Here is a 25411-nt window from a genome sequence, read left to right as displayed (position 1 = left end):
ACAAGTCGGCCTCGTGCCGACTTGTGCCATTCAGGTTGTTGAGAGGAATAGGCCGTGCCTAAAAGTAAACGCGATTTTTATGAAGTGCTTGGTGTAGCAAAAGGTGCCAGTGATGATGAGTTGAAAAAGGCTTATCGCAAGATGGCGATGAAACATCATCCAGATCGCAATCCCGATAGCAAAACGGCTGAAGCCCAGTTTAAAGAAGTTAAAGAAGCTTACGAAACCCTAACTGACCCTAATAAGCGTGCTGCTTATGATCAGTATGGTCACGCTGGAGTCGACCCATCCATGGGTGGCGGATTTGGTGGGGGCGGTTTTGGCGGTGGCGGATTTGCCGATGCTTTTGGTGATATTTTCGGAGATATTTTTGGTCAAGGCGGCGGCCGTCAGTCTGGTCCGCAAGTCTACAAAGGTGCGGATTTACGCTACAACATGGACATTACTCTTGAGCAAGCTGCCGAGGGTTATACAACTCAAATTCGCATTCCTAGCTGGAGTAATTGCAAACCCTGTCATGGTACTGGTGCTGAGCCGGGCACAAAAGCAGAGACCTGTACAACCTGCGGCGGGCATGGGCAGGTGCGCGTGCAGCAAGGCTTCTTCTCCATGCAGCAAACTTGCCCTAAGTGTCGTGGTACTGGCGAGTACATTCCTAAGCCATGTAAAACATGTCATGGCAGCGGTAAACATAAAGAACAAAAAACACTCGAGATCAAAATACCAGCAGGCATTGATGACGGTATGCGTGTTCGTTCAGTGGGTAATGGTGAGCCAGGCATTAATGGCGGACCATCTGGCGATCTCTATGTAGAAGTGCGCGTTAAGCCGCATAAAGTATTTGAGCGCGACGGTAGTGATTTGCACGTGCAGATGCCAATCTCTTTTGCGACGGCAACTATTGGTGGAGACATCGAAGTGCCAACCCTGGCCGGACGCGTTGAGTTTCCGATTCCAGAGGGTACGCAAACCGGGAAGACATTCCGCTTGCGGAATAAAGGCATCAAGGGTCTACGCTCAACATTAGTAGGCGATCTCTTCGTTCATGTTCTCGTGGAGACACCGGTGAAGTTGACTGAAGAACAAAAGAAATTACTACAGAAGTTTGACGATAGCCTTAAGTCTGGTGGCGATAAGCACAGCCCTCAGCAAAAGGGTTGGTTTGATGGTGTGAAGAGCTTCTTTAGCTAATTAGCCAGCAAAGCCGTATTCTGGTCCGGGGAATTTCCCGGACTTCACTTCTCTAATGTACGCCTTGATGGCAGCTTCAACCGAGTGGTGACCATCCATGAAGTTTTTGACAAACTTCGGCGGCTTACCTGGGCTAATGCCCAGCATATCTTGCAGAACCAATACTTGACCTGAGCAATCTGGTCCAGCGCCAATACCAATAGTCGGAATGTGAAGTTCTGCAGTGATCTTCTCGCCCAAGGAAGAGGGGATTGCTTCTAGCACCACCATTTGCGCACCAGCAGCTTGGCATGCAAGCGCTTGTTCAAGCATCACGCTAGCTGCATCTTTAGATTTACCTTGCACCTTATAGCCACCCAAGACGTGAACGGATTGCGGGAGTAAGCCTAAGTGGGCACAGACAGGAACGCTACGTTCAACTAAATGACTAATGACATCTACTTGCCAGTCACCGCCGCCTTCAAGCTTAACCATATCGGCACCAGCGCGCATTAGTTGAGCGGAGGACTCTAGGGCTTGTACTGGGTCGCCATAGCTTGCAAACGGAAGATCGGCAATGAGAAAGGCATGAGTATTTGCGCGTGCCACACATTCGGTGTGATATGCCATTTGTTCAATTGTTACCGGCGTTGTGCAGGAGTGCCCCTGAATTACATTGCCGAGTGAGTCACCAATCAAAATGGTCTCCACGCCGCAGCGATTAAGAAGCGCTGACATAGTGGAGTCATATGCGGTGAGCATAGAGATCTTTTCACCCTCAGCATGCATTGCGAGGAGCTTAGTGATTGTGATTGGCTTGTCGCCTTGTAAGTAACCCATGGCGAGAGTTTAATGAATTAATGTGCCGTTTGGCTATAAACGTCTTTTTCCCCGCAATTGCAGTTCCTGCAAGCGAGTTTTTCAATTCTTTGATGAGCTACATTCGGTAGGTAGGCTTTGAGTTCACCCCAGTTGGGCAGAAAAATATCCGGGGCTATTTCTAGCAGGGGTAGAAGTACAAATGAGCGCTCTATGATTTTGGGGTGTGGCAGCATTAACTCAGTTTCGTTCTGCGTAACCCCTTCAAAAGAGAGAATGTCGAGGTCAAGGGTCCGGGGTGCATTTGCATATGGACGTTCACGACCAAACTCTTGCTCAATGGTTTGGCAGACATGAAGAAGGCCATATGGGCTTAATTCAGTTTCAACTTCGATAACGGCATTAATGTAATCACCGCCGGTAGCTTCAACGGGCGCACTTTGATAAAAGCAGCTTTTTGCCAGAATTTGTAGCTCAGCACGTAGTGCCAAGCAAACAATAGCATCAGTAATAAGCTGACGCGTGTCGCCGATATTGCCGCCAAATCCGATAAATGCTCGTGCCATAGTTTTCCAAACGAGAGATGAAACTACTTTACTGAAATTTCTCTAAGTTTGCTTAGCTTGCTGCACTCTCTGGGGGCGCTGCTGATTTTGGCTTTCTACGGCGCCTTCTTTTGGCAGGGCTAGTATTGTTGCCAGATTCATTTTTGACGCTAGCCATCAGCTCTTCCTGCCCAGTGGGATCAGCCGCGATGAAGTCTGTCCACCATTGGCCAATAGCTGAATTCAGCTCCCCAGTTGCGCAGCGTAGCAACATAAAGTCATAACCCGCTCTGAAACGAGGGGATTCAATCAGGCGGAAGGGGTAACGACCTACGCGTCTCTCAAAGCGGGGTTGCATGGACCAAATCTCGCGCATATCGCTTTCAAAGCGGCGTTGAATGGTCATGCCGCTGCTCTGGGTGGCAATCGTGTCATCCATCGCATCGTGCAAGGCGGGAATATTAGCCATACCTTTGGCGGAGTTGGCTTTCCAGTTCTTCAGTAGATCAGGCCAAAGTAGGGTGGCAAATAAAAATCCAGCAGAAACACTTTTGCCGGACTGAATACGATCGTCGGTGTTGGCTAAAGCAAGCTTTACGAAGTTATTAGCCCCTTTAGAATCTTCGCCCTTATCTAGGATGTGATCAAGCAGTGGCAGCAGTCCATGATGAAGTCCGGCATCCTTTAGTCCTTGGATTGCTTTCCAGGAGTAGCCTGACATCAAAAGTTTGAGAATTTCGTCAAAGAGTCTGGCTGAAGGAACATCGTTCAATAGAGTGCCTAGCTTTGCAATCGGAGCGCGTGTAGCAGCGTCTAATTCAAAACCCGTTTTAGCTGCAAAACGCACAGCTCTGAGCATGCGTACAGGATCTTCGCGATAGCGTTTAGCAGGGTCGCCAATCATGCGCAAGGTCTTCTTTTGCATGTCTGCCATTCCGCCGTGATAGTCAAGAACAGTTTCGGAGGAGGGATCGTAATACATTGCATTGATCGTGAAGTCACGTCTGGCGGCATCTTCACCTTGAGAGCCCCACACATTGTCGCGTAGGATTCGACCACTTTCAGCCACATGATCTCCTGCGTTATCCAGTAGAGCTCTGAAGGTGGATACTTCGATGATTTCAGGATGACCTTTGCCAAAAAAGGTGACATGCACAATCTGAAAGCGGCGACCAATCAGGCGTGCCTTGCGAAAGAGTCTTTGCACTTGATCGGGCGTAGCGTTAGTAGCAACATCAAAATCTTTTGGGCTAATACCAAGAGCAAGATCCCTAACGGCGCCCCCCACAATAAATGCCTCATAGCCTGCTTGTTGCAATGTATGGGTTACCTTTACTGCGTTCTTGGAAAGCAAGTGCGGATCAATCCGATGTGATTTTTTAGGAATGCGTTTCGGAGCGCCAGTATTGTTCGCTTGGGTGTGCTTGACCATCGGGTCGCGCCGCAAAATACGTTTAATAAATTTAGTGATCATGCAAACAATTCAAGAATGGGCCAGTTACGCTGCTTAGCTTCGTTGCGAAGGCGATCATCTGGATTGGTGGCGACAGGATGGCTTACCTTTTCAAGTAAAGGAAGATCATTCATCGAGTCAGAATAAAAGTAACTGTAAGGCAAGGTATCTAAGGACAGTTTTTGAGATGCCAGCCAATCATGCAGGTTCTGAATCTTGCCTTCACGAAAATTCGGAATACCTTTCACTTCACCGGTGTAATTAGCCAGTGGCTGGTTATCTGCGGTGGCTGGTTCGGTGGCGATGAGATGTTCGATACCAAAACTTTCCACGATAGGACGAGTTACAAAGCTGTTGGTGGCGGTAATCACACAGCAGAGATCTCCCGCATCTTGGTGGCGCTTTACTAGATCCATTGCTTGTTGGCGAAGTTGCCCGTTAATCACTTCTTTCATAAAAGCATCGTGCCACTCTTTGAGTTGCACGCGCGAATGTTCTGAAAGTGGCTTAAGAGCAAAACGCAGAAACTCATGAATATCAAGCTTGCCCTCTTTGTAGTCTTGATAAAAGCGTTCGTTTTGTCGTGCGTAGTATTCGCTGTCTACAACACCAATACGCGCCAAAAATTGGCCCCATTCGTAATCGCTATCGCAGGGCAAAAGAGTGTGGTCTAAATCGAAAAGGGCTAACTGGGTCACAAATGAAATATTGAATAAATTATTTAGGCTGCAAGAGCTCACGTACAAGTGGCAAGGTTACAGCACGCTTTGTTTCTAGAGAGTAGGCGTCCAATGCGTCAATCAAAGCCATCAAGCTAGGCATATCTCGATAAAACCGACTCAATAACCAAGGCAATACATCCGGAGATAAAACGAGTCCTCGTGCTTTGGCCGCTTCCTCTAATGCCTGTATTTTCTCATCATCATCCAAAAGCTGTGTCTGAAAGATCAAACCCCAGCCTAGACGGGTTCGTAGGTCCTCCCGGAGCTTCAAGCTGGCTGGTGCAGCATTGCCAGCCATAAAAATATGAATTGCCTTGCTAGCCCGTACTTCATTCAGGATGCGAAAAAGTGACCCAACAAGGCGCTCATCTAGGCCATCAACATCATCTACGGTAATGACTGAAGGAGTGGCGCTATCAGTAAGCGCCCCCATTTTTTCTTCTAAACGAACCCAAGATATCGGTTCGTGTTGGGATAGGGCAATATGTTCTAGCCCTATTTGCTCGGCGGCATTCCCAATGGCATTGAGTAAATGACTGCGCCCAGAACCTTCGGGTCCCCACCAGTAAATCCAGCGCTGATTTAAGGGATTGGTGGAACTTTGTATGTCAACATTTACCCAAGAGCGCTCTAAGTCGCGCAAAGCAGAAATTAAGGCAAGATCTTTTCCAGGCAGATAATTTTCTAAACTCGCTTTAGGGGAATGGCTGATATCGAGCGCAAATTGCTTTGGAAGTGAGGATGTATTCATTACCGCTAAATTTACTTTTGATACCAGGAACTTTGGGTGTATACAGACCAGAAATACTGGACTAATACCAAACTTACAGCGCTGATCGGAAGGGCTAGCAAAACACCAAAGAAGCCGAAGAGTTTGCCAAAGAGAAGTAAGGCAAATAGGACAGCCACTGGATGCAAGCCAATGCGCTCACCCACTAGGCGTGGAGTTAAGACAAAGCCTTCTAGGAATTGGCCTAGGCCATAAAGTACTAATACCCAGATGATTTCATGTTGCGGGCCAAACTGAAGCAGCGCCGACAAAATGGCAAGGCTGAAGCCTAAAGTAATTCCAATATAGGGAATCACAATCATCAGTGCGGTAAAGATGCCTAGAGCAACAGCGCCTTTGATGCCAATAATGCTCAGGCCGATGCTATAAAAAGCGGACATGATGGAAATCACAATCACCATGCCGTTCAAATATTGTGAGAGTAGACCATCGGTATGCATTGCTAAGTGATGAACTGTCTCCTGTGCTCGTACGGGAACTATTTTTTTAACTAACCCAAAGAAGTGATCCCAATCGATTAGCAAATAAAACATCACAAACACAATCAAAACCGAATTCACAAATGCTGCGATGACTGAGCTACCAGACATGAGTACAGTTTCAAAAGTGCTCGTCATTAGAGCATCTGCGTGATCGCTAATATGCGTTGAAATTTTTTGAGAGGCGGTCGTTTTTAAAGCACCCCAATCGATATTGAGATGAAGTTCGGCCAGTTTGGGCCCAAGCCAAGCCTGAGTGTTTGCGATCCAATCAGGCAATTGTTCCTTAACGAGGGGGATCTCTGTTTTGAGTAGTCCAACAAAGAGACTCAAAATCGCTATAACCACACCTAAACCCAGTATTACCGTCAGACCAGCAGCAGCCGGCGCAGGTAATCGACGCCCCTCGAGCCATAGAAAAGCGGGCCGCAGGATGTAGGCCAGGATGAATGCAGCCAGAAAAGGGGTAAAAATTTCAGCCATTACGAGTAATCCTCTAGAATTCAATGATTCTACTGACCCAGTAGCATTTTTTACTAATATTCCAGCGCTAATATGACCTCATCTACTAATTCTTCCTCAAAAGGCCTTTCCTACCGTGACGCTGGCGTCGATATTGATGCTGGGGATGCCTTAGTTGATCGTATCAAACCGCTTGCTAAGAAAACAATGCGCGAGGGTGTTTTGGCTGGAATTGGTGGCTTTGGAGCCCTTTTTGAGGTGCCTAAGCGCTACAAGGAGCCAGTATTGGTGTCCGGTACCGATGGTGTTGGTACCAAGCTCAGGTTGGCTTTTGAATGGAATCGCCATGAAACCATTGGTCAAGACTTGGTGGCTATGAGTGTGAATGACATTTTGGTCCAAGGCGCTGAACCCCTTTTCTTCTTAGATTATTTTGCCTGCGGAAAATTAACCGTTGATACGGCGGCAACTGTTGTTGGTGGTATTGCCAAGGGATGTGAGCTATCTGGCTGCGCATTAATTGGCGGCGAAACTGCAGAAATGCCTGGCATGTACCCACCGGGTGAATATGACTTGGCTGGATTTGCAGTGGGCGCAGTTGAGAAATCCAAAATCATTACTGGTGCAACGATTGTCCCCGGTGATGCAGCATTGGCAATTGGCTCAAGTGGCGCACATTCAAATGGTTACTCTTTGGTACGGAAAATTATTGAACGCGCTGGTGCAAAGCCAAGCGATGATTTAGGTGGTCGTTCACTGGGCGATGTCGTGATGGCGCCAACCGAGATTTATGTGAAGCCGCTACTGAAGTTGATTTCTGAAATCAATGTAAAAGGTATGGCGCATATTACTGGTGGCGGCTTGGTTGATAACGTACCACGCGTGCTACCAGAAAATACTCAAGCAGTTTTGCATCGGGATAGTTGGCAAATGCCTGAGCTCTTCCGTTGGTTGCAAATGAAGGGTGGCGTTGCTGATGCAGAAATGGTGCGCGTATTTAACTGCGGCATCGGCATGGTGGTCATTGTTGCCCCTGACCAGGTAGATGTAGCGATCAAGTCGCTAACGGCTCAAGGTCTTAAAGCTTGGACGGTTGGTGAAGTGGTTGAGCGTCCAAAAGATGCGCCACAAACGATCGTTATTTAAGCTACTCAGAGAATCATCTACTTACCGAGCTAAATTCTTTTTGCAGTAATCCAGCGCCGCCTTAAGCTCACCAGGGTTGAAGGGGTCAAAGGTATTTCTGCCCTCTATTGCGCGCAGCCAAGTGAGCTGCCGCTTGCCAAGTTGTCTGGTTGCTGCCAAGGCCTTGTAGCGCATCTGTTCAGCGTCAATTTCCCCGTTGAGAAATTCCCAAGCCTGACGATAGCCTACTGAACGAATAGCTGGAAGATCTGCATGCAATTCAGTATTGGTGCGAAGCTTTTTGACTTCATCCATAAAACCGGCAGCGAGCATTTCGTCAAAGCGTTTTTCTAAATTGAGATGTAATCGTTTGCGATCACTGGGCTCCAGTGACACTAAATTAATCCAGGGCGGAATAGCAGAACCTTCTCTACCATCTTCACTAGGCGAGTCGGCAAGCAATACTGACATAGGCTTACCAGTGATTTCAAAAACTTCTAATGCTCGCTGTACTCTTTGCGAATCATTTGGTTTTAAGCGTGCTGCAGTTTCAGAATCTACTATGGCGAGTTTATCGTGCATAGCTGGCCAGCCGATAGCTTTACCTTCCTCATCCAATCTGGCCCGAATCTCTGGATTGGCTGGTGGTAGCGAAGAAAGGCCGTGTGCCCAAGCACGCCAATACAACATGGTTCCGCCTACAACTACTGGAATATTTCCTCGCTCACGAATTTCTGTGCAAAGGCGCTTTGCATCCTTAGCAAAGCGAGCAGCTGAATACACTTCAGTGGGATCAATAATGTCAATGAGGTGATGAATAACAGCAGCCTGTTCTGCCTTGGTTGGTTTGGCACTGCCGATATCTAGGCCGCGATAGACCAGAGCAGAATCCATGCTGATGAGCTCAATGGTTTGACCAAGCGATTTTGCGTACTCAGCCAAGGACATGGCGAGATGGGTTTTGCCTGCGCCAGTGGGCCCAACAATACAAAGAATAGGGGCGTCGTCTAGAGCATGCATAGGCTGAATGTAGGGTTCAGTTGGCATACCTGATTATAAGAGCCTGTTAATATCCGCATCAAACCTAAATTTGGAGTGCGGATTGATGGATACCCTTTTACAACTCGGCGATTTATTGCTGCATATCGACAAACATCTAGATGTGGTGATTCAGCAATATGGTCCTTGGGCCTATGGTTTGTTATTTGCCATTGTTTTTGCGGAGACGGGCTTAGTTGTGGCCCCATTCTTGCCGGGGGATTCCCTCTTGTTTATTGCAGGCGCTTACTGCGCAACTGAGCATTTCAATATCTGGACTTTGTGTATTGGATTATTAATTGCCGCTGTCGCAGGCAATACCTTAAATTACTTTATTGGTCGCTGGATTGGAAAAAGAATCTTTAGCAGTAAATCGCGTTGGATTGATCAAGGCGCTTTATTGAAGACTCATGCTTTTTATGAAAAGCATGGCGGTAAGACCATCATCCTTGCGCGCTTTCTGCCAATCATTCGCACCTTCGCACCATTTATTGCTGGCGTATCTGAAATGAACTTTTCACGCTTTCAGTTTTTTAACATTACGGGCGCTGCCCTTTGGGTATTTAGCCTTGTGATTGCTGGATATTTCTTTGGCAATATTCCGATTATTCGTCAGAACCTGAATGTGATCGTATTAATTGGAGTCGGTGCTGCTGCCATACCAGTAGTGTTTGCAGCTCTTTACAAAATATTTCAGCGCAAGCAGAGCTAAAGAAAATCTAACACTAAGACTAAAGTAATTTAGTTTTAGTGCAGCTTGGTTTGGCCTTCAAGTGTGGCAATGTGCTCACGAATATCGCTAGCATCTTCAGCTTCTGGCATTTCGCTCAGGTAGCGATGCATATCTGCTAAAGCTGGACGTAAATATTCTAGCTGCGCAAAGATCAAACCTCGGTCTCGGACCTCCTCAATAGAGTCGGGCAACAAGATCACCAAACGCTCTTGAATGCCTAGCAGACGCTCCCAGCGCTCATGCTCTGAGTAAATCATTTTGAGGTTTCTCAAAAAGCGCGACAGAATCTCACGTGAACTAGAGGCGCGCAGGAAGATATTGAGCGGCAGGCTGAGCTCACCACGATAGCCCTTGGCATCGAGGTAGGGGTCGAGCATCTCTTGTAATTGTTGTTTGGAGAGAGATTCTCCGGTGAGTGGATCCATGATCACTTCACCTTGTTGCAGGGAGATGCGCATCATGAAGTGGTTGGGAAACGAGACGCCACGAATTTTTAAACCAATTTGATTTCCAAGTTCCATCATCAAAATGGCCAATGAGATTGGAATGCCTCTGCGATTTTCTAGTATGTAATGCAGGTAGGAGTTTTCAGGGGCATAAAAATCATTTGGATTTGGTCCAAAACCCAACTCGGTATAAAAGAAATGTTTCAGAATTTGTAAGCGCTGAATTGGGGATGTGTCTGGAGTCAGGCGTGACTTCAATTTATTTCCCAATTGATCGAGTTTATCCAGAACGCCCTGAACATCCAAGTCGGGGTAGGCATGTTGTGCGACAGCGATCGCAGCTTCCGTTAAAGGGAAGTGCTCGTCTTCAGCAACCAGGGAGGTGAAATAGTCGAGTTGTTGTGTTGGCATAAGGGCTATTTTGCATGACGCAAGAATTTTTGCCAGCGAATTCCAACCAAACCTAGGGATGCGAAGTAAACAATAGCGGCAACGCCTAGCCAGGTCGCAAGTAAACCAATACGAAGCCATGGCTGCGCTTGAAGTTCAATCCAACTGTGCGCACCTGCGGCATAAAAAAGCACTGCCGTGAAGGGGATGAGCGCAAGAAATAATTGGCCTAGGTACTTTGCCCAGGCAGAGTTTGGTAGAGCACCACGTCGATGTAGGCCGATCCAGAGGAGGGCGGCATTAAGACAGGCACCAGTGCCAACAGAAAGGGCAAGTCCAGCATGACCCAGCCATGGCACAAAGATGAGGTTAGCTAGCTGGGTAGCAACTAAAACAAGCAAGCCAATTTTGACTGGAGTGCGAATATCCTGGCGTGAATAAAAACCGGGCGCTAAGATCTTCACCAGAATTAAACCGATTAGTCCAACACCATAAGCCGCCAATGCGCGTTGTGTCATCAAAACATCAAGCGCATTGAACTTGCCGTAGTGATACAAGACAGCGGCTAACGGCTCGCCAAAAATAAAGAGTGCAAGTGCGCAAGGCGCTGCTAGTAAAAATGTTAACTGCAGTCCCCAGATCAACAATTCACCCGCATGGACTAAATCATTCTTAGCATTCGCTTTACTCAGGCTAGGGAGAAGGACGGTGCCTAGAGCAACACCTAGAAGAGCGGTTGGAAACTCCATCAAACGATCTGCATATGACAACCAAGAAACACTTCCTGCCTGCAGACGTGAAGCAATATTGGTATTGATGATGAGCGAGATCTGCGCTACAGATACTGCAAATACTGCAGGACCCATTAGGCGCAACACACGCCTTGCATCGGGATTGGAGATTGCAGTTTTAATCGCGCCTGGCAACAAACCAATACGAGGTAATAAGCCAATTCGTTTTAATGCCGGAACTTGAATTGCCAGTTGCAATACGCCGCCAACCAGAACGCCAATGCTCAGGGCATAAATGGGTTGCTCAAGATGGGGTGCTAAAAATAGCGCGCTGCCGATCAATGCCAAATTAAGAAGAACGGGGGTAAAGGCAGGAATTGCAAAACGCTGGAATGTATTCAAAATCCCGGCCGAGAGTGAAACCAGTGAAATGAGGCCGATATACGGAAACATAATGCGGGTCATCACTACGCTAGCCTCAAAGGCTGGCCCACCTTTAAATCCTGTGGCAATGGCCAAAATGAGCAGGGGGGCGCCTATTACGCCAACCAATACCGTGAGCAGCAAAGCCCAAAATAAGAGGGTGGCGACCGCATTTACGAGGATTTGGGCCTGTTTTTGGTCTCCTTGGCTGGAGATTTCTCCCAAAATGGGTACAAAAGCCTGGGAAAAGGCGCCCTCGGCAAACAATCGACGCAGTAAATTGGGTAGCCTAAAAGCCACATTAAAGGCGTCGGTCCACTCGGAAGCCCCAAAACTACGGGCAATCAGGGTCTCCCGAAGCAGCCCCGTAATACGGGACACCATGGTTAGGGAGCTGACCTTAGCGGCGGCAGAAAGCAGGTTCATGAGCCGATTTTCACCTATTTATCGGTCGGCTGGGCTTTTTTGCCCCTTTAAGGTAAAATCTTGGGTTTTGGCGAGCTTGCTAATGAATTCAGCAAGTCCGCAAGATTTTTAACTAATCGCATTTTGCAATTTATAGAGGCAAGGTTTAAAGATGGCCAATACAGCACAAGCGCGCAAGCGTGCACGCCAAGCAGTAAAACAAAACGAACATAACTCCAGTTTGCGTTCAAAGCTCCGCACTTCCATCAAGGCAGTTCGCAAAGCAATTGAAACTGGTGACAAAGCTGCTGCAGCGAAAGTTTTCGCAGCAACTCAAGCAACAATCGATAAGATTGCTGACAAAAAGATTGCGCACAAAAATACTGCATCTCGTCAGAAGTCACGTTTGTCTGCAGCTATCAAGGCGATGGCAGCGTAATACAGTTTTAGTTTTAGGCTGGTCGATGTAGTTTCGACCTAAGCCCGCTCCTCATCAGAGCGGGTTTTTGTTTTTAAGGCTGGGTAGGGGCGGACGGGTTGAACTCACATGCCTCTTCGATCGGTAGGCTGTTGTCTTTGGCAAAGTTCACGACAAAGTCTAGCGCCCTTGGATCTAGGTCTCCCAGTCTGGTATCGATAACAACGCATTTCACTTTTGCAATAAGCACTGGTCTGACATAGGGCGAATAAGTGAAGCGAGGGTCCCCGGAGTCCCCGGGAGGGCGAAAAGTAGCCATCACCCCGCACAGACGCTCCGCCCAATCGCTGGGCCGAAATGGTTTGCCAGAAGTGGTAATGCCTTGAATGAAAAGCTTTTTGTGGTTCAAGTTCGCGTAATGATGGTTGTAAGAAATGGTATTGCTAAGCCCTCTAGCTTAACAGCCTGAGATGGCCGTAAGATGACTTTAGGATCCATTTTCGTGCAGTCAAATGTTTGAAGAAAAAAATGCAAGCCAAAACTTTAGTAGAAAGCTCAACTATGACATCCCTGGCAAAGCCTCAAGCGCCTGGTAAGGTAAAGCACTACCTGCAGTTTTCTGATCTGACCCGAGAAGAGTATGACTATCTGCTCAAGCGCTCAGCCTGGCTCAAAGCCAAATTTAAGAGTTATGAGACATGGCATCCGCTCCATGACCGTACTTTGGCAATGATTTTTGAGAAGCATTCCACCCGCACCCGCCTGTCCTTCGAGGCGGGCATCCATCAGCTGGGTGGCCATGCGGTATACCTTAACACTCGAGATACTCAGTTGGGCCGTGGAGAGCCTGTGGAGGATGCTGCACAGGTGATTTCAAGGATGACGGACATCATCATGATCCGCACCTTTGGCCAAGAGATTATTGAGCGCTTTGCAGCAAATTCACGTGTGCCGGTTATGAACGGCCTGACAAATGAATATCATCCTTGCCAAGTCTTGGCTGATATCTTTACTTTTGTTGAGGCACGCGGTCTGATACAGGGCAAGACAGTGGCTTGGGTAGGCGATGCAAATAATATGGCCTACACCTGGCTGCAAGCTGCTGAATGCTTGGATTTTCAGTTACGCTTCTCTGCCCCTGAAGGTTATCAGTTAGACCCAGCGCGTTTGACATCTAATGCTGCAAAACATTTGACGGTTTGTGCCGACCCTAAAGAGGCTTGCAAGGGCGCTGATTTGGTTACCACTGACGTTTGGACAAGCATGGGCTATGAAGATGAAAACACCTCACGCATGAATGCTTTCCAAGATTGGATGGTAGATGAGGAGTTGATGTCCTTGGCTAAGCCTGACGCTTTGTTTATGCATTGCTTGCCAGCGCATCGTGGCGAAGAAGTTTCTGCTGGCGTAATTGATGGTCCGCAAAGTATTGTGTGGGAAGAAGCAGAAAATCGTTTGCATGTTCAAAAGGCTTTGATGGAGTATTTACTCTGTGGTCGTTTGGATTAAGGAATTAATTTTTTTGTAATTCGTTTTAATTTATTTTTGATTGAATAAGAAAACATGTCAGATATTAAAAAAGCAGTCTTAGCATATTCCGGTGGTTTAGACACTAGCGTGATCTTGAAATGGCTTCAAGATACCTATGGCTGTGAGATCGTAACCTTTACTGCTGACTTGGGTCAGGGCGAGGAGCTAGAGCCAGCACGCGCTAAGGCGCTACAATTTGGTATCAAGCCAGAAAATATTTTTATTGATGACTTGCGTGAAGAATTTGTGCGCGACTTTGTGTTTCCAATGTTCCGCGCTAATACGATTTACGAAGGTGAATATTTGTTGGGCACATCTATTGCGCGTCCTTTAATTGCTAAACGTCAAATCGAAATTGCCCGCCTAACTGGCGCTGACTCTGTTTCCCATGGCGCTACAGGCAAGGGCAACGACCAGGTTCGCTTCGAGTTGGGCTACTACGCTTTAGAGCCGGGAATTAAAGTGATTGCCCCTTGGCGTGAGTGGGATCTTCTTTCACGTGAGAAGTTAATGGCTTATGCAGAAAAGCATGGCATTCCAGTCGAGATGAAGCATAAGCAGGGTGGCTCACCATACTCAATGGATGCCAACCTCTTGCACATTAGCTACGAAGGCCGTCATTTAGAGAATCCTAATGCGGAAGCGGAAGAGTCAATGTGGCGTTGGACAGTCTCTCCAGAGAAGGCGCCTGATGCCCCAGAAATTATTGAGATCGAATTTAAAGCCGGCGACCCGGTTGCGATTGACGGTAAGGCTTACAAGCCGCATGAGCTATTGGCTGAGTTAAACCGCATTGGCGGCAAGCACGGCATTGGTCGTCTCGACCTTGTTGAAAACCGCTTTGTAGGCATGAAGAGTCGTGGATGTTATGAGACTCCTGGTGGCACCATTTTGTTGAAGGCGCACCGCGGTATCGAAAGCATTACCTTGGATCGCGAAGTGGCTCACCTGAAGGATGATTTGATGCCACGCTATGCAAGCTTGATTTACAACGGTCTTTGGTGGGCGCCAGAGCGCCTTGCCTTGCAGACCTTGATTGATCATACGCAGCAGGCAGTCAATGGTGTGGTTCGCTTGAAGCTCTACAAAGGTTCTGTATCAGTGATTTCACGTGACTCAGCCAATACTTTGTTTGATCAGAATATTGCAACCTTTGACGATGATGGTGGCGCATATAACCAAGCAGATGCTGGTGGCTTTATTAAGCTCAATGCTTTACGTATGCGTATTGCTGAAACAGCAAAGCGCAAGCGCGCCAAGAAATAATTAGCGGTAAACGATTAGAACCAAACAGAATAGAAAGAATCAGTATGCAATTTGATCAAGTTTCCGTAGGTAAGAAAGCCAATGTATTTTTTGATGGCAAGTGTGTTTCACATACTGTTACTCTGCCAAATGGCGTGCGTAAGTCTGTTGGTGTTGTGTTGCCAAGCACTTTGCGCTTTGACTTAAGTACCAAAGAAATCATGGAGGTAGTTGACGGCAGCGCTTTTGTCAGCATCAATGGAGCCCCTGAGCAAGAGTTCAAGGCAGGCCAAAGCTGGGAAGTGGAGAAGGGCGGTTACTTTATTATTCGCGCCGAGCAACCGGTTCATTACGTTTGCCACTTTGAATAAATCAATAAGGCATTAAAGCAAAACGCAGACCGAGGTCTGCGTTTTTTATTGCCTTTTATTTTTCTTATCTCTTTGGTAGACCGGTGACTACAGTGCCTGGCACGATCACCCTTTCCGCGAACCATTGCTTGTTCATCTCTAACGCATAACGTATGGCTGCTTTTGGGCAATGGTTATTAGTGGTTTCAGCTTGCATCTCTTCGATGTTCACAATCTTCCCATCATCGGCAATGAATGCAATTGAGAGTGGAATCTTGGTGTTGTTCATCCAGAAGCAATGACCAGCTTTTTGTTCAAAGATAAATAGCATTCCGGAGTTAGTAGGCATGCTAGTACGATTCATTAGGCCAACCTCTCTAGCCTTTGGCGTATCAGCCAGCTCAGCTTGTATGCGGTAGATACCAGTTTTTAATTCTACGATTGGTAAGCCGGTGTTGACCTGCGCTAATGCAAGGTTTGAGCTAAATAAAACAAGGGCCGCAATGAGATTGCTAATAATATTTTTTGAAATAAGCATGAGTTGTATTTTAAGTGAGGTAAATTGCAGGCGAAAAAAAACCCAGGAACGAATCCTGGGTTTTTAATAATGATCTAAGGACTATTAAGCCGCTTGGATATTGGTAGCTTGCTTGCCTTTAGGACCTTGGGTAATGTCAAACGTTACCTTTTGGTTTTCCTTGAGGGTTTTGAACCCAGGCATAGTAATTGCGCTGAAATGCGCGAACAACTCTTCTTCACCATCATCAGGTTTAATAAAGCCAAAACCTTTTGCATCATTGAACCACTTAACAATTCCGGTCGCCATGCGAACTCCATTACATAAACTTAAAACAACCGTGATGAGGGTAAATACTTTTTAATCAGTCTCAATCCACAACACGCCTAAATAGAACCTCTCTTGAAGCCTACCCCCTGATTGTTTGCCCTTTTTGGAGGGGTGTCAAGGAGTTATATGCACCTACCCCCTGGTAAACACCCCTTTTTTTATCGAAAAATGCCCCAATATGCCTTTAAAGGGGGTTTTTGCGTGGTTTTCGCAACAAGACCCTAGTAAATTAAAGTTTCAATATCTGTGTTTAGAATGTTTCTAATGAGTCGCGCACCCAAAAATCCCACTACTGGCAACCCAGGCATTCCATATGCCGAGGACACTATTCTTCTCGAAAAACAGGTCGAGCAAGTTAAAGCACCATCGATGTATAAAGTTTTACTATTGAATGACGATTACACACCAATGGAATTTGTGGTGATGGTAATTCAGGAGTATTTTAATAAGGATCACGAAACAGCTACACGCATCATGTTGCAAGTGCATCTAGTTGGCAAAGGCGTTTGCGGAGTATTCACTCGCGATGTTGCTGCTACAAAAGTGCATCAAGTTATCGAACTCTCCCGCGAAGCGGGTCATCCACTACAGTGCACTATGGAGGAAGCATGATTGCCCAAGAATTAGAAGTGAGTTTGCACATGGCGTTTGTTGACGCAAGGGCATCAAGACATGAGTTCATTACGGTCGAGCATTTGCTCGCAGCCTTACTAGATAACGCTACCGCGGTGGAGGTTCTAAAAGCTTGCGCAGTGAATATTGCGGAGTTGCGCGCTCAACTGAAAAATTTTATCAATGACAATACACCGGTAGTTCCAGGTAATGATGAAGTTGATACACAGCCTACTCTAGGATTTCAGCGAGTGATTCAACGTGCCATCATGCACGTTCAATCTACTTCGAATGGAAAAAAAGAAGTGACTGGTGCCAATGTATTGGTAGCCATCTTTGGTGAAAAAGATTCGCATGCAGTGTATTTCTTGCAACAGCAAGGTGTTACACGTTTAGACGTTGTGAACTTTATCAGTCATGGTGTGCGCAAAGATCAATCCGAGCATGTAAAACCAGTTGAGCCTTCTCAAGAAGCTGAGGAATCTAGCGCTTCTGGTAAGGAGAGCCCGCTTGAGCAATACACCCAGAACCTCAATGTCATGGCCCGTCAAGGCAAAATTGACCCATTGATTGGGCGCGAGAGCGAGGTAGAACGGGTAATTCAGGTGCTGTGCCGTCGTCGCAAGAACAACCCATTATTGGTAGGTGAAGCCGGCGTGGGTAAAACAGCGATTGCTGAAGGCTTAGCCTGGAGAATCGTTAAGGGTGATGTTCCTGATATCTTGGCTAATGCCACGGTTTACTCTTTGGATATGGGCGCCCTTTTAGCAGGCACCAAATACCGCGGTGATTTTGAGCAACGCTTGAAGAGCGTTCTCAAGTCTCTCAAAGATCATGCTCATGGCGTTTTATTTATCGACGAGATACACACACTAATTGGTGCGGGCGCGGCTTCTGGCGGAACCTTGGATGCGAGCAACTTATTAAAGCCTGCTTTGTCTAACGGTCAACTGAAGTGCATTGGTGCAACAACCTTTACAGAATACCGTGGCATCTTTGAAAAAGATGCGGCATTGTCACGTCGCTTCCAAAAGGTGGATGTGGTTGAGCCAACAGTAGATCAAACAGTGCAAATTCTGCGTGGTTTGAAGTCACGCTTCGAAGAACACCATAGCGTGAAGTATGCAGCTGGCGCCTTGGTGGCAGCTGCAGAACTCTCTGCTCGCTATATTAATGATCGTCACTTGCCTGATAAGGCGATTGATGTAATCGATGAAGCTGGTGCTGCTCAACGTATTTTGCCGAAGTCGAAACAGAAGAAAACCATTGGTCGTCCTGAGATTGAGGAGATCGTGGCAAAGATTGCGCGCATACCGCCCCAATCCGTCACCGTGGATGACCGCAGCAAACTGCAGACTTTGGATCGCGATATTAAGAGCGTGGTGTTTGGACAAGATCCTGCGATCGAAGCCTTGGCTAGCGCAATTAAGATGACTCGTGCTGGTCTTGGCAAGATTGATAGGCCAATTGGATCGTTCTTGTTCTCTGGTCCAACAGGCGTTGGCAAGACAGAAGTTGCTAAACAGCTTGCCTACATCCTTGGAATTGAACTCTTGCGCTTTGATATGTCGGAATACATGGAGCGTCATGCGGTAAGCCGTTTGATTGGTGCGCCTCCTGGCTATGTTGGATTTGATCAAGGCGGCTTGTTAACTGAGGCCGTGAATAAGAAGCCACATTGTGTGCTCCTGCTCGATGAAATTGAAAAAGCCCATCCAGATATTTTCAACATTCTTTTGCAGGTGATGGACCATGGCACATTAACGGATAACAATGGTCGCAAGACGGATTTCCGTAATGTGATCATTATCATGACAACCAATGCTGGTGCTGAGGCGATGCAGAAATCCACCATCGGCTTTACCAATGCACGTGAGTCTGGTGATGAAATGGCTGATATTAAGAAGTTCTTTACGCCTGAGTTCCGCAATCGCTTGGATGCAATCGTCTCATTCAAGGCGCTTGATGAATCCATCATCATGCGGGTAGTTGATAAGTTCTTGATGCAGCTGGAAGAGCAACTTCACGAGAAGAAGGTAGATGCGACTTTCAGTGTGGCATTGAGAGCGCATTTAGCTAAGCATGGCTTTGATCCCTTAATGGGTGCGCGTCCAATGCAGCGCATTATTCAGGATACGGTGCGCAAGGCGCTTGCTGACGAACTCTTGTTTGGTAAGCTAGCTCAGGGCGGCCATGTGGATGTTGATATTGATGCCGATGGTAAAGTTCTACTGAACTTTGAGGCTCCAGTCTTACCAGGAAAACGCGCTAAAGCTGACGTAGCCCCAGCTGAAGAAATTTAATTAACCAATTGATTTAACAAAATACAAACCAAAAAGGAAGATATGTCTCATCACGATAAATTGCTAGAAGCTTTTGAAACTTATAAAGCTGAGAATGAAAAGTTTCAAGGTAAGGGTATTAAAGCTTCTGCTGCCCGTGCTCGCAAAGCATTGCAAGAGATTGCTGGTTCTTGCAAAGAGCGCCGTAAAGAAATTACTGCTGAGAAAGAGTCTCGTGAAGGTGCTGGTGCCGGTATGTCACAAGATGCTGCTCGCAAAGCGCATATTCGTAAGTAAGTAATTCTCGCTTAAATAAAAAGCCACCCTAGGGTGGCTTTTTATTTCAGAGAAATATTTTTAAGGCAGTTGTAACCTAAGTCCTACCCGTACTTCCAAAGCCACCAGCACCACGACTACTCTCAGTGAACTCTTCCACAACTTTGAGTTCTACTTGCTGTACAGGCATCACCACCAATTGAGCGAGGCGCTCCATAGGCTCTAGCTTGAATGGGGTTGAGCCACGGTTCCAAGTGCTCACCATCAATTGCCCTTGATAGTCAGAGTCAATGAGTCCCACTAAGTTGCCTAGGACGATACCGTGCTTATGACCTAATCCTGAGCGCGGCAGAATAAAAGCAGCATAGGCCGGATCTTCAACATAGATTGCTAAGCCAGTGGGCACAAGCAAAGTCTGGCCTGGCGCAATTTCAATGGCCTCATCAATACAGGCACGTAAATCAAGTCCAGCGCTTCCTGGAGTGCCGTAGGAGGGTAGCTGATCGCGCATACGTTCATCGAGAATTTTGACTTGGAGAGATTGCATAGAATTTCCTAAAACGGAGAATGTAAGTAAAGGGTTGCTGCTTAGATTTTTTTGGCAACCATCTGAATTAGTTGACGTGCAAGCTGGAGCTTTTCTGCTTTAGCAATTTTTTTACTACCGCTAGCATCAATGACAAGCAATTGATTCAGGTCGCTACCAAAAGTATCTGGACCAATATTGCCAACAATCATCGGGATACCTTTGCGCTTACGTTTTTCGTCAGCATGCTTCTCTAAATCAGTTGATTCGGCTGCAAAACCTACGCAGTAAGGATGGGGCTTGCCACCTTTGGTTTTTACTGTCCTAGCAATATCTAGGAGAATGTCTGGGTTTGCAACAAACTCCAGGCTGGGTGCTTGATTACCTTGGCGCTTGATTTTCTCTTTGGCTGGCTTGGCAATACCCCAGTCTGCAACAGCTGCCACTGCAAAGAAAATATCATTGGCTGTAGCTGCTAGGGTGGCTGCATGCATTTCGTTGGCGCTAACCACATTAGTGCGGGTAATTTGTCCAGTTGCTAGTAGCGGAGTTTCAAGATCGCAGGGGCCGGCAATTAAATGAACTTGAGCGCCTGCCTCAACAGCAGCGCGTGCAATCGCAAAACCCATCTTGCCTGAGCTGTGATTGGTGATGCCGCGTACTGGATCAATCGCTTCGAAAGTCGGGCCAGCAGTGATCAATACTTTTTTACCGGCCAAAGATTTTTTCTGAAAGAAGGCAATCACCTGTTCAGTAATTTCAGCAGGTTCGAGCATTCTGCCCATGCCCACTTCGCCGCATGCCTGAAAACCACTGGCGGGACCTAAAAGGGCAACGCCATCGTCAGTAAGTCTTTTCGCGCTTCTTTGAGTTGCAGCATGCTCCCACATTTGTTTGTTCATTGCTGGTGTAAGCATGAGGGGGCAATCTCTCGCAAGGCAGAGAGTGGTCAGCAGATCGTCAGCTAAACCCAAAGAAAGTTTGGCCATCAGATCAGCGCTTGCTGGGGCAATCAAAATAGCATCTGCTGAGCGCGATAACTCAATGTGAGCCATATTGTTTGGAATAGTGCTATCCCATTGGCTTAAGTAAACCGGATTGCCGGTGAGGGCTTGCATAGTCACTGGTGTCACAAACTGCTGTGCGGCTTCAGTCATCACTACTTGTACTGATGCACCTTCCTGCATAAGTTGGCGTGCAAGTTCTGGGGCCTTATAGGCTGCTATTCCGCCAGAGATGCCGAGAACGATCTTCTTGTTAATAAGTGATTGCATGGCGCCAGCTTAATGGGATTGGGCGGATTTGCCAAATGACTTGCGTAATTCACCCCAAATAATGAGGGATGCCCCAATACAGATAGCGCTATCGGCAATATTGAAAGCTGGCCAATGCCAGTTACCGTAATACACATCAATAAAATCAACTACGGCACCATACATCACCCGATCCAAGACATTGCCTAATGCACCACCCAAGATGAGGCTTAGGGCTATACAGAGTAGTTTGTCGCTTTGGCTTTTGTACAAGAGCCAAAGTATGTAGATGGAAGCAGCCAGGCCAATTATCGTAAAGAACCAGCGTTGCCAACCTGAACCTTGCGCTAAAAAAGAAAATGCTGCACCTGGATTAAAAAGCAGCAGCCAGTTCAGAAAAGGTAGAACTGGTTCGGGTACACCCATTTGTAAATTGCTGAGCGCTGACCACTTGCTGAGTTGGTCTAGCAAGAGCACGATGGTCGCTATTGCAAGGTAACGAAGCAGGGTGAGGCTTTTCATATACAAGTATCTTATGCAAATAGGCGGTGTTCACCATCGCCAAATAAGTTGGTGATACAGCGACCACATAATTCTGGATGATCGGCATGGCTTCCTGCATCCTTGGTGTGATGCCAGCAGCGACCACATTTTTTATATTGGCTACCACGCACTAAAACTTCTAAGCCTGCATTGCTCAGCTCGATATTGGCACTAGAGGTAATCGTGACAAAGCGTAAATCATCTTCAAGTGAATGCAAGATAGCAAAGTCCACATCACCTACTTTGATTGTGAGCTCAGCCTGCAATGAAGATCCCACATTGCCTGCTTCACGCTCCACTTCAATTGCTTTGGTGACTTCAGAGCGAATTTCCCGAATGCGATTCCACTTCGCAAGTAATTCATTAGCGTGGGCAATTGGTGGGAATTGACCAAACTCTTCCATGAAGATCGATTCTGCAAGCTTGCTTTCTGAGCCATGCGGAAAATCTTTCCAGGCTTCTTCTGCGGTAAAGGACAGGAATGGCGACAACCACTTCAAGAGATTGCGAGTGATGTGGAATAAAGCATTCTGAGCAGCTCTGCGGTCAGGAGAGTCGGGTGCACTTGTGTACAGGCGGTCCTTAAGGATATCCAAGTAGAAGCCGCCTAGATCCTCGGAGCAGAAACTCAATATACGTGCGACTGCTGGCTGAAATTCATAGGCCTTGTAGTGTGCTTCCACATCGCTTTGTAATTGATTGGCAAGGGCTACTGCATAACGATCTATCTCAAGCCATTGATCAGAAGGAATCGTATGCTTACTAGGATCAAAATCTGATAAGTTGGCCAACAAGAAGCGCAAGGTATTGCGTATACGACGGTAGCTCTCGGTAACGCGCTTGAGAATCTCATCGGAGATAGTCATTTCACCAGAGTAGTCGGTAGAGGCAACCCACAAGCGAATAATCTCCGCGCCTAACTTATCCGCTACTTGTTGAGGGGCGATCACATTGCCTACAGATTTACTCATCTTGCGGCCTTGTCCATCGACAGTAAAGCCATGAGTAAGGAGTGCTTTATATGGTGGCTTGCCGTCAAGCATAGCCCCAGTGAGTAATGAGGAGTGGAACCAACCCCGATGCTGGTCTGATCCCTCTAGGTATAGGTCAGCCAAGCGTCCATTAGTTGTTTCTGCATCGGCAGTTAACAACTCATCACGATGTGAGCCGCGAATGACGTGCCAGTGGGTAGTGCCAGAATCAAACCAAACATCTAAGGTGTCACGGTTCTTTTCGTATTGCGCCGCTTCTTCACCAAGTAACTCGGTAACTTCTAATTTTTGCCAAGCTTCAATACCTTCTTTTTCTACGCGCTTGGCAATCTCTTCAAGTAGCTCAACTGTCCGTGGATGTGGCTCACCACTTTCTTTATGAACAAAGAAAGCCATTGGGACACCCCACTGGCGTTGACGTGACAAAGTCCAGTCGGGACGATTAGCAATCATGCTGTTGAGACGTTGCTTGCCCCATGCCGGGAAGAACTCGGTACTTTCAATGCCAGCTAAAGCTGTCTCGCGCAGACTAGCCTTACCATCCGATGGCTTCTTATCCATGCTAGCAAACCATTGTGAAGTGGCACGGTAAATAATTGGCGACTTATGGCGCCAGCAATGCATATACGAGTGGGTATACGTTTTATCGCGCAACAGACTACCTGCTTCACGCATCGCTTCCACAATCTTAGGATTGGCTTTCCAAATGTATTCATTGGCAAAGAGCGGCAACCAAGAGGCATAGACACCATTACCCATGACTGGATTCAGAATATCTTTATCAGCAAGCTTGTTAGCTTTACAAGATTTAAAGTCTTCCTCGCCATAAGCAGGAGCAGAATGAACGATGCCAGTACCAGTATCCAAAGTAACGTACTCAGCTGGATAGATTGGCGAGAGACGCTTATAGCCCTCATGTAATGACGCGAGCGGATGCCAAAAGGAAATATTCGCTAATTGAGCTCCAGTGCAGGTGGCAATAACTTTGCCTTCTAGTCCATAGTCTTGCAGGCAAGTTTCAACGCGATCTTTGGCGAGAATTAGTAACTTATCGCCAACGTCTACCAGCGCATAAGTCAGCTCTGGATGAACATTCATTGCCTGGTTTGCAGGAATAGTCCAAGGGGTAGTTGTCCAGATAACAATTTGTCCTGGCTTATTTGGTAACTCAGTAAGTCCAAATGCTTTTGCCAGTTGTGGACGCTGAGCATCATCAAATGCAAAACCGACGTCAACAGTTGGATCAGTTTTGTCTTGGTATTCCACTTCGGCTTCGGCAAGTGCAGAGCCACAATCAAAACACCAGTTCACTGGTTTTAATCCACGGAATACATAGCCTTTTTCCCAGATCTTGCCCAAAGCGCGGATTTCATCAGCTTCGTTGCGGAAGTTCATAGTGAGATAGGGGTTATTCCAATCTCCTAATACACCTAAACGCTCAAAGTCTTTCTTCTGCTTTTCTACCTGAACATGCGCATAAGCACGTGCTTTAGATTGCACTTCAGCCGTGGGTAAATTTTTACCAAATTCTTTTTCGATCTGGATTTCAATCGGCATACCATGACAATCCCAGCCAGGAACATAGACAGAGTCAAAACCCATCAACCAGCGGGACTTGACAATCATGTCTTTTAGAATTTTATTAACAGCATGGCCAATGTGAATATCACCGTTAGCATAAGGGGGGCCATCATGCAAAATGAACTTCGGTTGGTTGGCATGGGCTGCACGAATCTTTTCATAGAGCTTATTTTTTTGCCAGCCAGCTACCCACTGTGGTTCACGCTTAGCAAGATCTCCACGCATCGGAAAGGAGGTATCTAGTAGATTGACGGGGTACGAGTTTTCTTTTTCAGACATAAGCTTTTTTCTGGAAATAATTTCTGGCATGCGTTGCATCTGCTGCAATCGCTTGTGTAAGAGTTTCGAGGTCTGGATACTTCGCCTCATCACGGATTTTTTCTAAGAGCTCTACGGTAATAATTTTTCCGTAAACATCTGCGTTGTAATCGAAAATATGGGTCTCTAGCAGTACTCTGCCTTCATCTTCTACTGTTGGTCTAACGCCAAGGCTGGCTACGGCTGGAAGGGGATTCTCACTTAAGCCCAAAACCTGAGCGGTAAAGATTCCAGTCGTTGCTGGCTTACGATGATGAAGATGATTAGCAACGGCTAAGTTCAAAGTAGGGAAGCCTAGCTGACGACCGAGTTGTTGCCCATGAATGACGTGACCGGAAATACCGTAAGGGCGACCTAATAAATTTTCAGCAAGTTTCATATTGCCGTCTGCTAGTGCTGCGCGCAAAGCAGAGCTAGATATGCGTTCACCATTTTCCTGAATGGTTTGAATGCTGGATACTTCAAAGCCATATTTTTTGCCGGCAGCCTGCAAGCTAGCGAAGTTACCAGCGCGTTTAGCGCCATAACAAAAATCATCACCAATCAAAATCCATTTGGCATTCAAGCGCTTGACAATAATTTCTGCAACAAATTCTTCTGGTGAAAGTTTGGCAAAAGCAGCATTGAAGTGCTCAACAACAACGCGGTCAATTCCAAGGTCGGCAAGCGCTGCCAATTTATCTCGCAAATTTAGGATGCGGGCTGGTGCTTGCTCTGGAGAAAAGAATTCTTTTGGATGTGGCTCGAAGGTCATGACGCAGCTGACCAAGCCCCGATCCTTGGCTCCATCAACAAGCTGTTTCAGCAGGGCGCGATGACCCCTGTGCACGCCATCGAAATTCCCGATGGTTAAGGCACAAGCTGGTCCTGCAGAAAACTGGGTGGGGCCACGGAATACGTTCACAAA

At 46.9% G+C, this 25411-nt stretch carries 27 protein-coding genes; 10 read left to right on the top strand and 17 right to left on the bottom strand.

Going from position 1 to position 25411, the window contains the following annotated elements:
- Positions 1-54 precede the first annotated feature (54 nt).
- Positions 55-1191, top strand: coding sequence for a molecular chaperone DnaJ (gene dnaJ / locus AOC20_RS08180; RefSeq protein WP_215360131.1), 1137 nt, complete (start codon positions 55-57; stop codon positions 1189-1191).
- On the opposite strand, the gene panB is transcribed toward dnaJ, so the two are convergent.
- The 6 genes from panB to AOC20_RS08150 are packed head-to-tail and all read right to left on the bottom strand — an operon-like array spanning position 1192 to position 6461.
- Entirely contained in the window at positions 1192-2010 is an 819-nt protein-coding gene (gene panB, locus AOC20_RS08175) for a 3-methyl-2-oxobutanoate hydroxymethyltransferase (protein WP_215360129.1), read from the bottom strand.
- Positions 2011-2027: 17 nt separating this feature from the next.
- Positions 2028-2555 (bottom strand): 2-amino-4-hydroxy-6-hydroxymethyldihydropteridine diphosphokinase, encoded by a 528-nt coding sequence (gene folK / locus AOC20_RS08170; RefSeq protein WP_215360127.1) that lies wholly within the window; start codon positions 2553-2555, stop codon positions 2028-2030.
- Between the two features lie 52 nt (positions 2556-2607).
- On the bottom strand, positions 2608-4008 hold the full coding sequence (pcnB, locus tag AOC20_RS08165; protein ID WP_215360125.1) for a polynucleotide adenylyltransferase PcnB: 1401 nt from the start codon (positions 4006-4008) through the stop codon (positions 2608-2610).
- Positions 4005-4685, bottom strand: coding sequence for a histidinol-phosphatase (locus AOC20_RS08160; protein WP_215360123.1), 681 nt, complete (start codon positions 4683-4685; stop codon positions 4005-4007). The genes pcnB and AOC20_RS08160 overlap by 4 nt, the downstream gene beginning before the upstream one ends.
- 19 nt (positions 4686-4704) lie before the next feature.
- On the bottom strand, positions 4705-5460 hold the full coding sequence (gene hda, locus AOC20_RS08155) for a DnaA regulatory inactivator Hda (protein ID WP_215360121.1): 756 nt from the start codon (positions 5458-5460) through the stop codon (positions 4705-4707).
- Positions 5461-5471: 11 nt separating this feature from the next.
- Entirely contained in the window at positions 5472-6461 is a 990-nt protein-coding gene (locus tag AOC20_RS08150) for an AI-2E family transporter (protein WP_215360119.1), read from the bottom strand.
- A 72-nt stretch (positions 6462-6533) separates the two neighbouring features.
- Between AOC20_RS08150 and purM the strand changes: the two genes are divergently transcribed.
- Complete coding sequence (purM, locus tag AOC20_RS08145; protein ID WP_215360117.1) at positions 6534-7586, top strand: phosphoribosylformylglycinamidine cyclo-ligase; 1053 nt, start codon at positions 6534-6536, stop codon at positions 7584-7586.
- Positions 7587-7607: 21 nt separating this feature from the next.
- Here the strand turns inward: purM and miaA are convergent, their stop codons facing one another.
- The gene (gene miaA / locus AOC20_RS08140) at positions 7608-8612 is read right to left on the bottom strand and encodes a tRNA (adenosine(37)-N6)-dimethylallyltransferase MiaA (protein ID WP_215360114.1); all 1005 of its coding nucleotides are present in this window, start codon (positions 8610-8612) and stop codon (positions 7608-7610) included.
- Between the two features lie 58 nt (positions 8613-8670).
- Between miaA and AOC20_RS08135 the strand changes: the two genes are divergently transcribed.
- Entirely contained in the window at positions 8671-9315 is a 645-nt protein-coding gene (locus tag AOC20_RS08135) for a VTT domain-containing protein (protein ID WP_215360112.1), read from the top strand.
- Positions 9316-9350: 35 nt separating this feature from the next.
- Here the strand turns inward: AOC20_RS08135 and AOC20_RS08130 are convergent, their stop codons facing one another.
- Both AOC20_RS08130 and murJ read right to left on the bottom strand, forming a co-directional pair.
- Entirely contained in the window at positions 9351-10193 is an 843-nt protein-coding gene (locus tag AOC20_RS08130) for a SirB1 family protein (protein ID WP_215360110.1), read from the bottom strand.
- A gap of 5 nt (positions 10194-10198) precedes the next feature.
- Positions 10199-11752, bottom strand: coding sequence for a murein biosynthesis integral membrane protein MurJ (gene murJ, locus AOC20_RS08125; RefSeq protein ID WP_215360108.1), 1554 nt, complete (start codon positions 11750-11752; stop codon positions 10199-10201).
- 151 nt (positions 11753-11903) lie between these two features.
- On the opposite strand from murJ, the gene rpsT reads away from it, so the two are divergent.
- The gene (gene rpsT, locus AOC20_RS08120; RefSeq protein ID WP_011903592.1) at positions 11904-12170 is read left to right on the top strand and encodes a 30S ribosomal protein S20; all 267 of its coding nucleotides are present in this window, start codon (positions 11904-11906) and stop codon (positions 12168-12170) included.
- A gap of 73 nt (positions 12171-12243) precedes the next feature.
- On the opposite strand, the gene AOC20_RS08115 is transcribed toward rpsT, so the two are convergent.
- Positions 12244-12558, bottom strand: coding sequence for a DUF3579 domain-containing protein (locus AOC20_RS08115; protein ID WP_215360105.1), 315 nt, complete (start codon positions 12556-12558; stop codon positions 12244-12246).
- A gap of 152 nt (positions 12559-12710) precedes the next feature.
- On the opposite strand from AOC20_RS08115, the gene argF reads away from it, so the two are divergent.
- Genes argF through ppnP form a run of 3 tightly spaced genes read left to right on the top strand, consistent with a single transcriptional unit; the run spans position 12711 to position 15295 of the window.
- Complete coding sequence (gene argF / locus AOC20_RS08110; protein WP_215362274.1) at positions 12711-13658, top strand: ornithine carbamoyltransferase; 948 nt, start codon at positions 12711-12713, stop codon at positions 13656-13658.
- A 54-nt stretch (positions 13659-13712) separates the two neighbouring features.
- Positions 13713-14945: an argininosuccinate synthase gene (locus tag AOC20_RS08105; RefSeq protein ID WP_215360103.1), complete on the top strand. Its 1233-nt coding sequence runs from the start codon at positions 13713-13715 to the stop codon at positions 14943-14945.
- Positions 14946-14989: 44 nt separating this feature from the next.
- Positions 14990-15295, top strand: coding sequence for a pyrimidine/purine nucleoside phosphorylase (ppnP, locus tag AOC20_RS08100; protein ID WP_215360101.1), 306 nt, complete (start codon positions 14990-14992; stop codon positions 15293-15295).
- Between the two features lie 64 nt (positions 15296-15359).
- On the opposite strand, the gene AOC20_RS08095 is transcribed toward ppnP, so the two are convergent.
- Both AOC20_RS08095 and AOC20_RS08090 read right to left on the bottom strand, forming a co-directional pair.
- A complete protein-coding gene (locus AOC20_RS08095; RefSeq protein WP_215360099.1) occupies positions 15360-15812 on the bottom strand; it encodes a DUF192 domain-containing protein in 453 nt (150 codons plus the stop codon).
- An 84-nt stretch (positions 15813-15896) separates the two neighbouring features.
- A complete protein-coding gene (locus AOC20_RS08090) occupies positions 15897-16100 on the bottom strand; it encodes a cold-shock protein (protein ID WP_011903586.1) in 204 nt (67 codons plus the stop codon).
- Between the two features lie 276 nt (positions 16101-16376).
- Between AOC20_RS08090 and clpS the strand changes: the two genes are divergently transcribed.
- From clpS to AOC20_RS08075, 3 genes are read left to right on the top strand one after another with little or no spacing between them, the layout of a single operon-like run.
- Positions 16377-16733 (top strand): ATP-dependent Clp protease adapter ClpS, encoded by a 357-nt coding sequence (gene clpS, locus AOC20_RS08085; RefSeq protein WP_251373190.1) that lies wholly within the window; start codon positions 16377-16379, stop codon positions 16731-16733.
- Complete coding sequence (clpA, locus tag AOC20_RS08080) at positions 16730-19036, top strand: ATP-dependent Clp protease ATP-binding subunit ClpA (protein ID WP_215360097.1); 2307 nt, start codon at positions 16730-16732, stop codon at positions 19034-19036. Before clpS ends, clpA begins: the two co-directional genes overlap by 4 nt.
- A gap of 42 nt (positions 19037-19078) precedes the next feature.
- Entirely contained in the window at positions 19079-19312 is a 234-nt protein-coding gene (locus AOC20_RS08075) for a hypothetical protein (protein ID WP_068320954.1), read from the top strand.
- A 76-nt stretch (positions 19313-19388) separates the two neighbouring features.
- Here AOC20_RS08075 and dut read toward each other — a convergent pair whose 3' ends face one another.
- Genes dut through AOC20_RS08050 form a run of 5 tightly spaced genes read right to left on the bottom strand, consistent with a single transcriptional unit; the run spans position 19389 to position 25408 of the window.
- Positions 19389-19838 (bottom strand): dUTP diphosphatase, encoded by a 450-nt coding sequence (gene dut / locus AOC20_RS08070; RefSeq protein ID WP_215360095.1) that lies wholly within the window; start codon positions 19836-19838, stop codon positions 19389-19391.
- 41 nt (positions 19839-19879) lie between these two features.
- Complete coding sequence (gene coaBC, locus AOC20_RS08065) at positions 19880-21091, bottom strand: bifunctional phosphopantothenoylcysteine decarboxylase/phosphopantothenate--cysteine ligase CoaBC (protein ID WP_215360093.1); 1212 nt, start codon at positions 21089-21091, stop codon at positions 19880-19882.
- A gap of 9 nt (positions 21092-21100) precedes the next feature.
- Positions 21101-21592: a signal peptidase II gene (lspA, locus tag AOC20_RS08060; RefSeq protein WP_215360091.1), complete on the bottom strand. Its 492-nt coding sequence runs from the start codon at positions 21590-21592 to the stop codon at positions 21101-21103.
- Between the two features lie 11 nt (positions 21593-21603).
- Positions 21604-24483: an isoleucine--tRNA ligase gene (gene ileS, locus AOC20_RS08055; protein WP_433915473.1), complete on the bottom strand. Its 2880-nt coding sequence runs from the start codon at positions 24481-24483 to the stop codon at positions 21604-21606.
- Positions 24458-25408: a bifunctional riboflavin kinase/FAD synthetase gene (locus tag AOC20_RS08050; protein WP_215360087.1), complete on the bottom strand. Its 951-nt coding sequence runs from the start codon at positions 25406-25408 to the stop codon at positions 24458-24460. The genes ileS and AOC20_RS08050 overlap by 26 nt, the downstream gene beginning before the upstream one ends.
- Positions 25409-25411: the final 3 nt, after the last annotated feature.

It is taken from the genome of Polynucleobacter ibericus, assembly GCF_018687955.1.
Taxonomy (GTDB): domain Bacteria; phylum Pseudomonadota; class Gammaproteobacteria; order Burkholderiales; family Burkholderiaceae; genus Polynucleobacter; species Polynucleobacter ibericus.
This window is presented reverse-complemented; position numbering and strand designations above follow the sequence as displayed.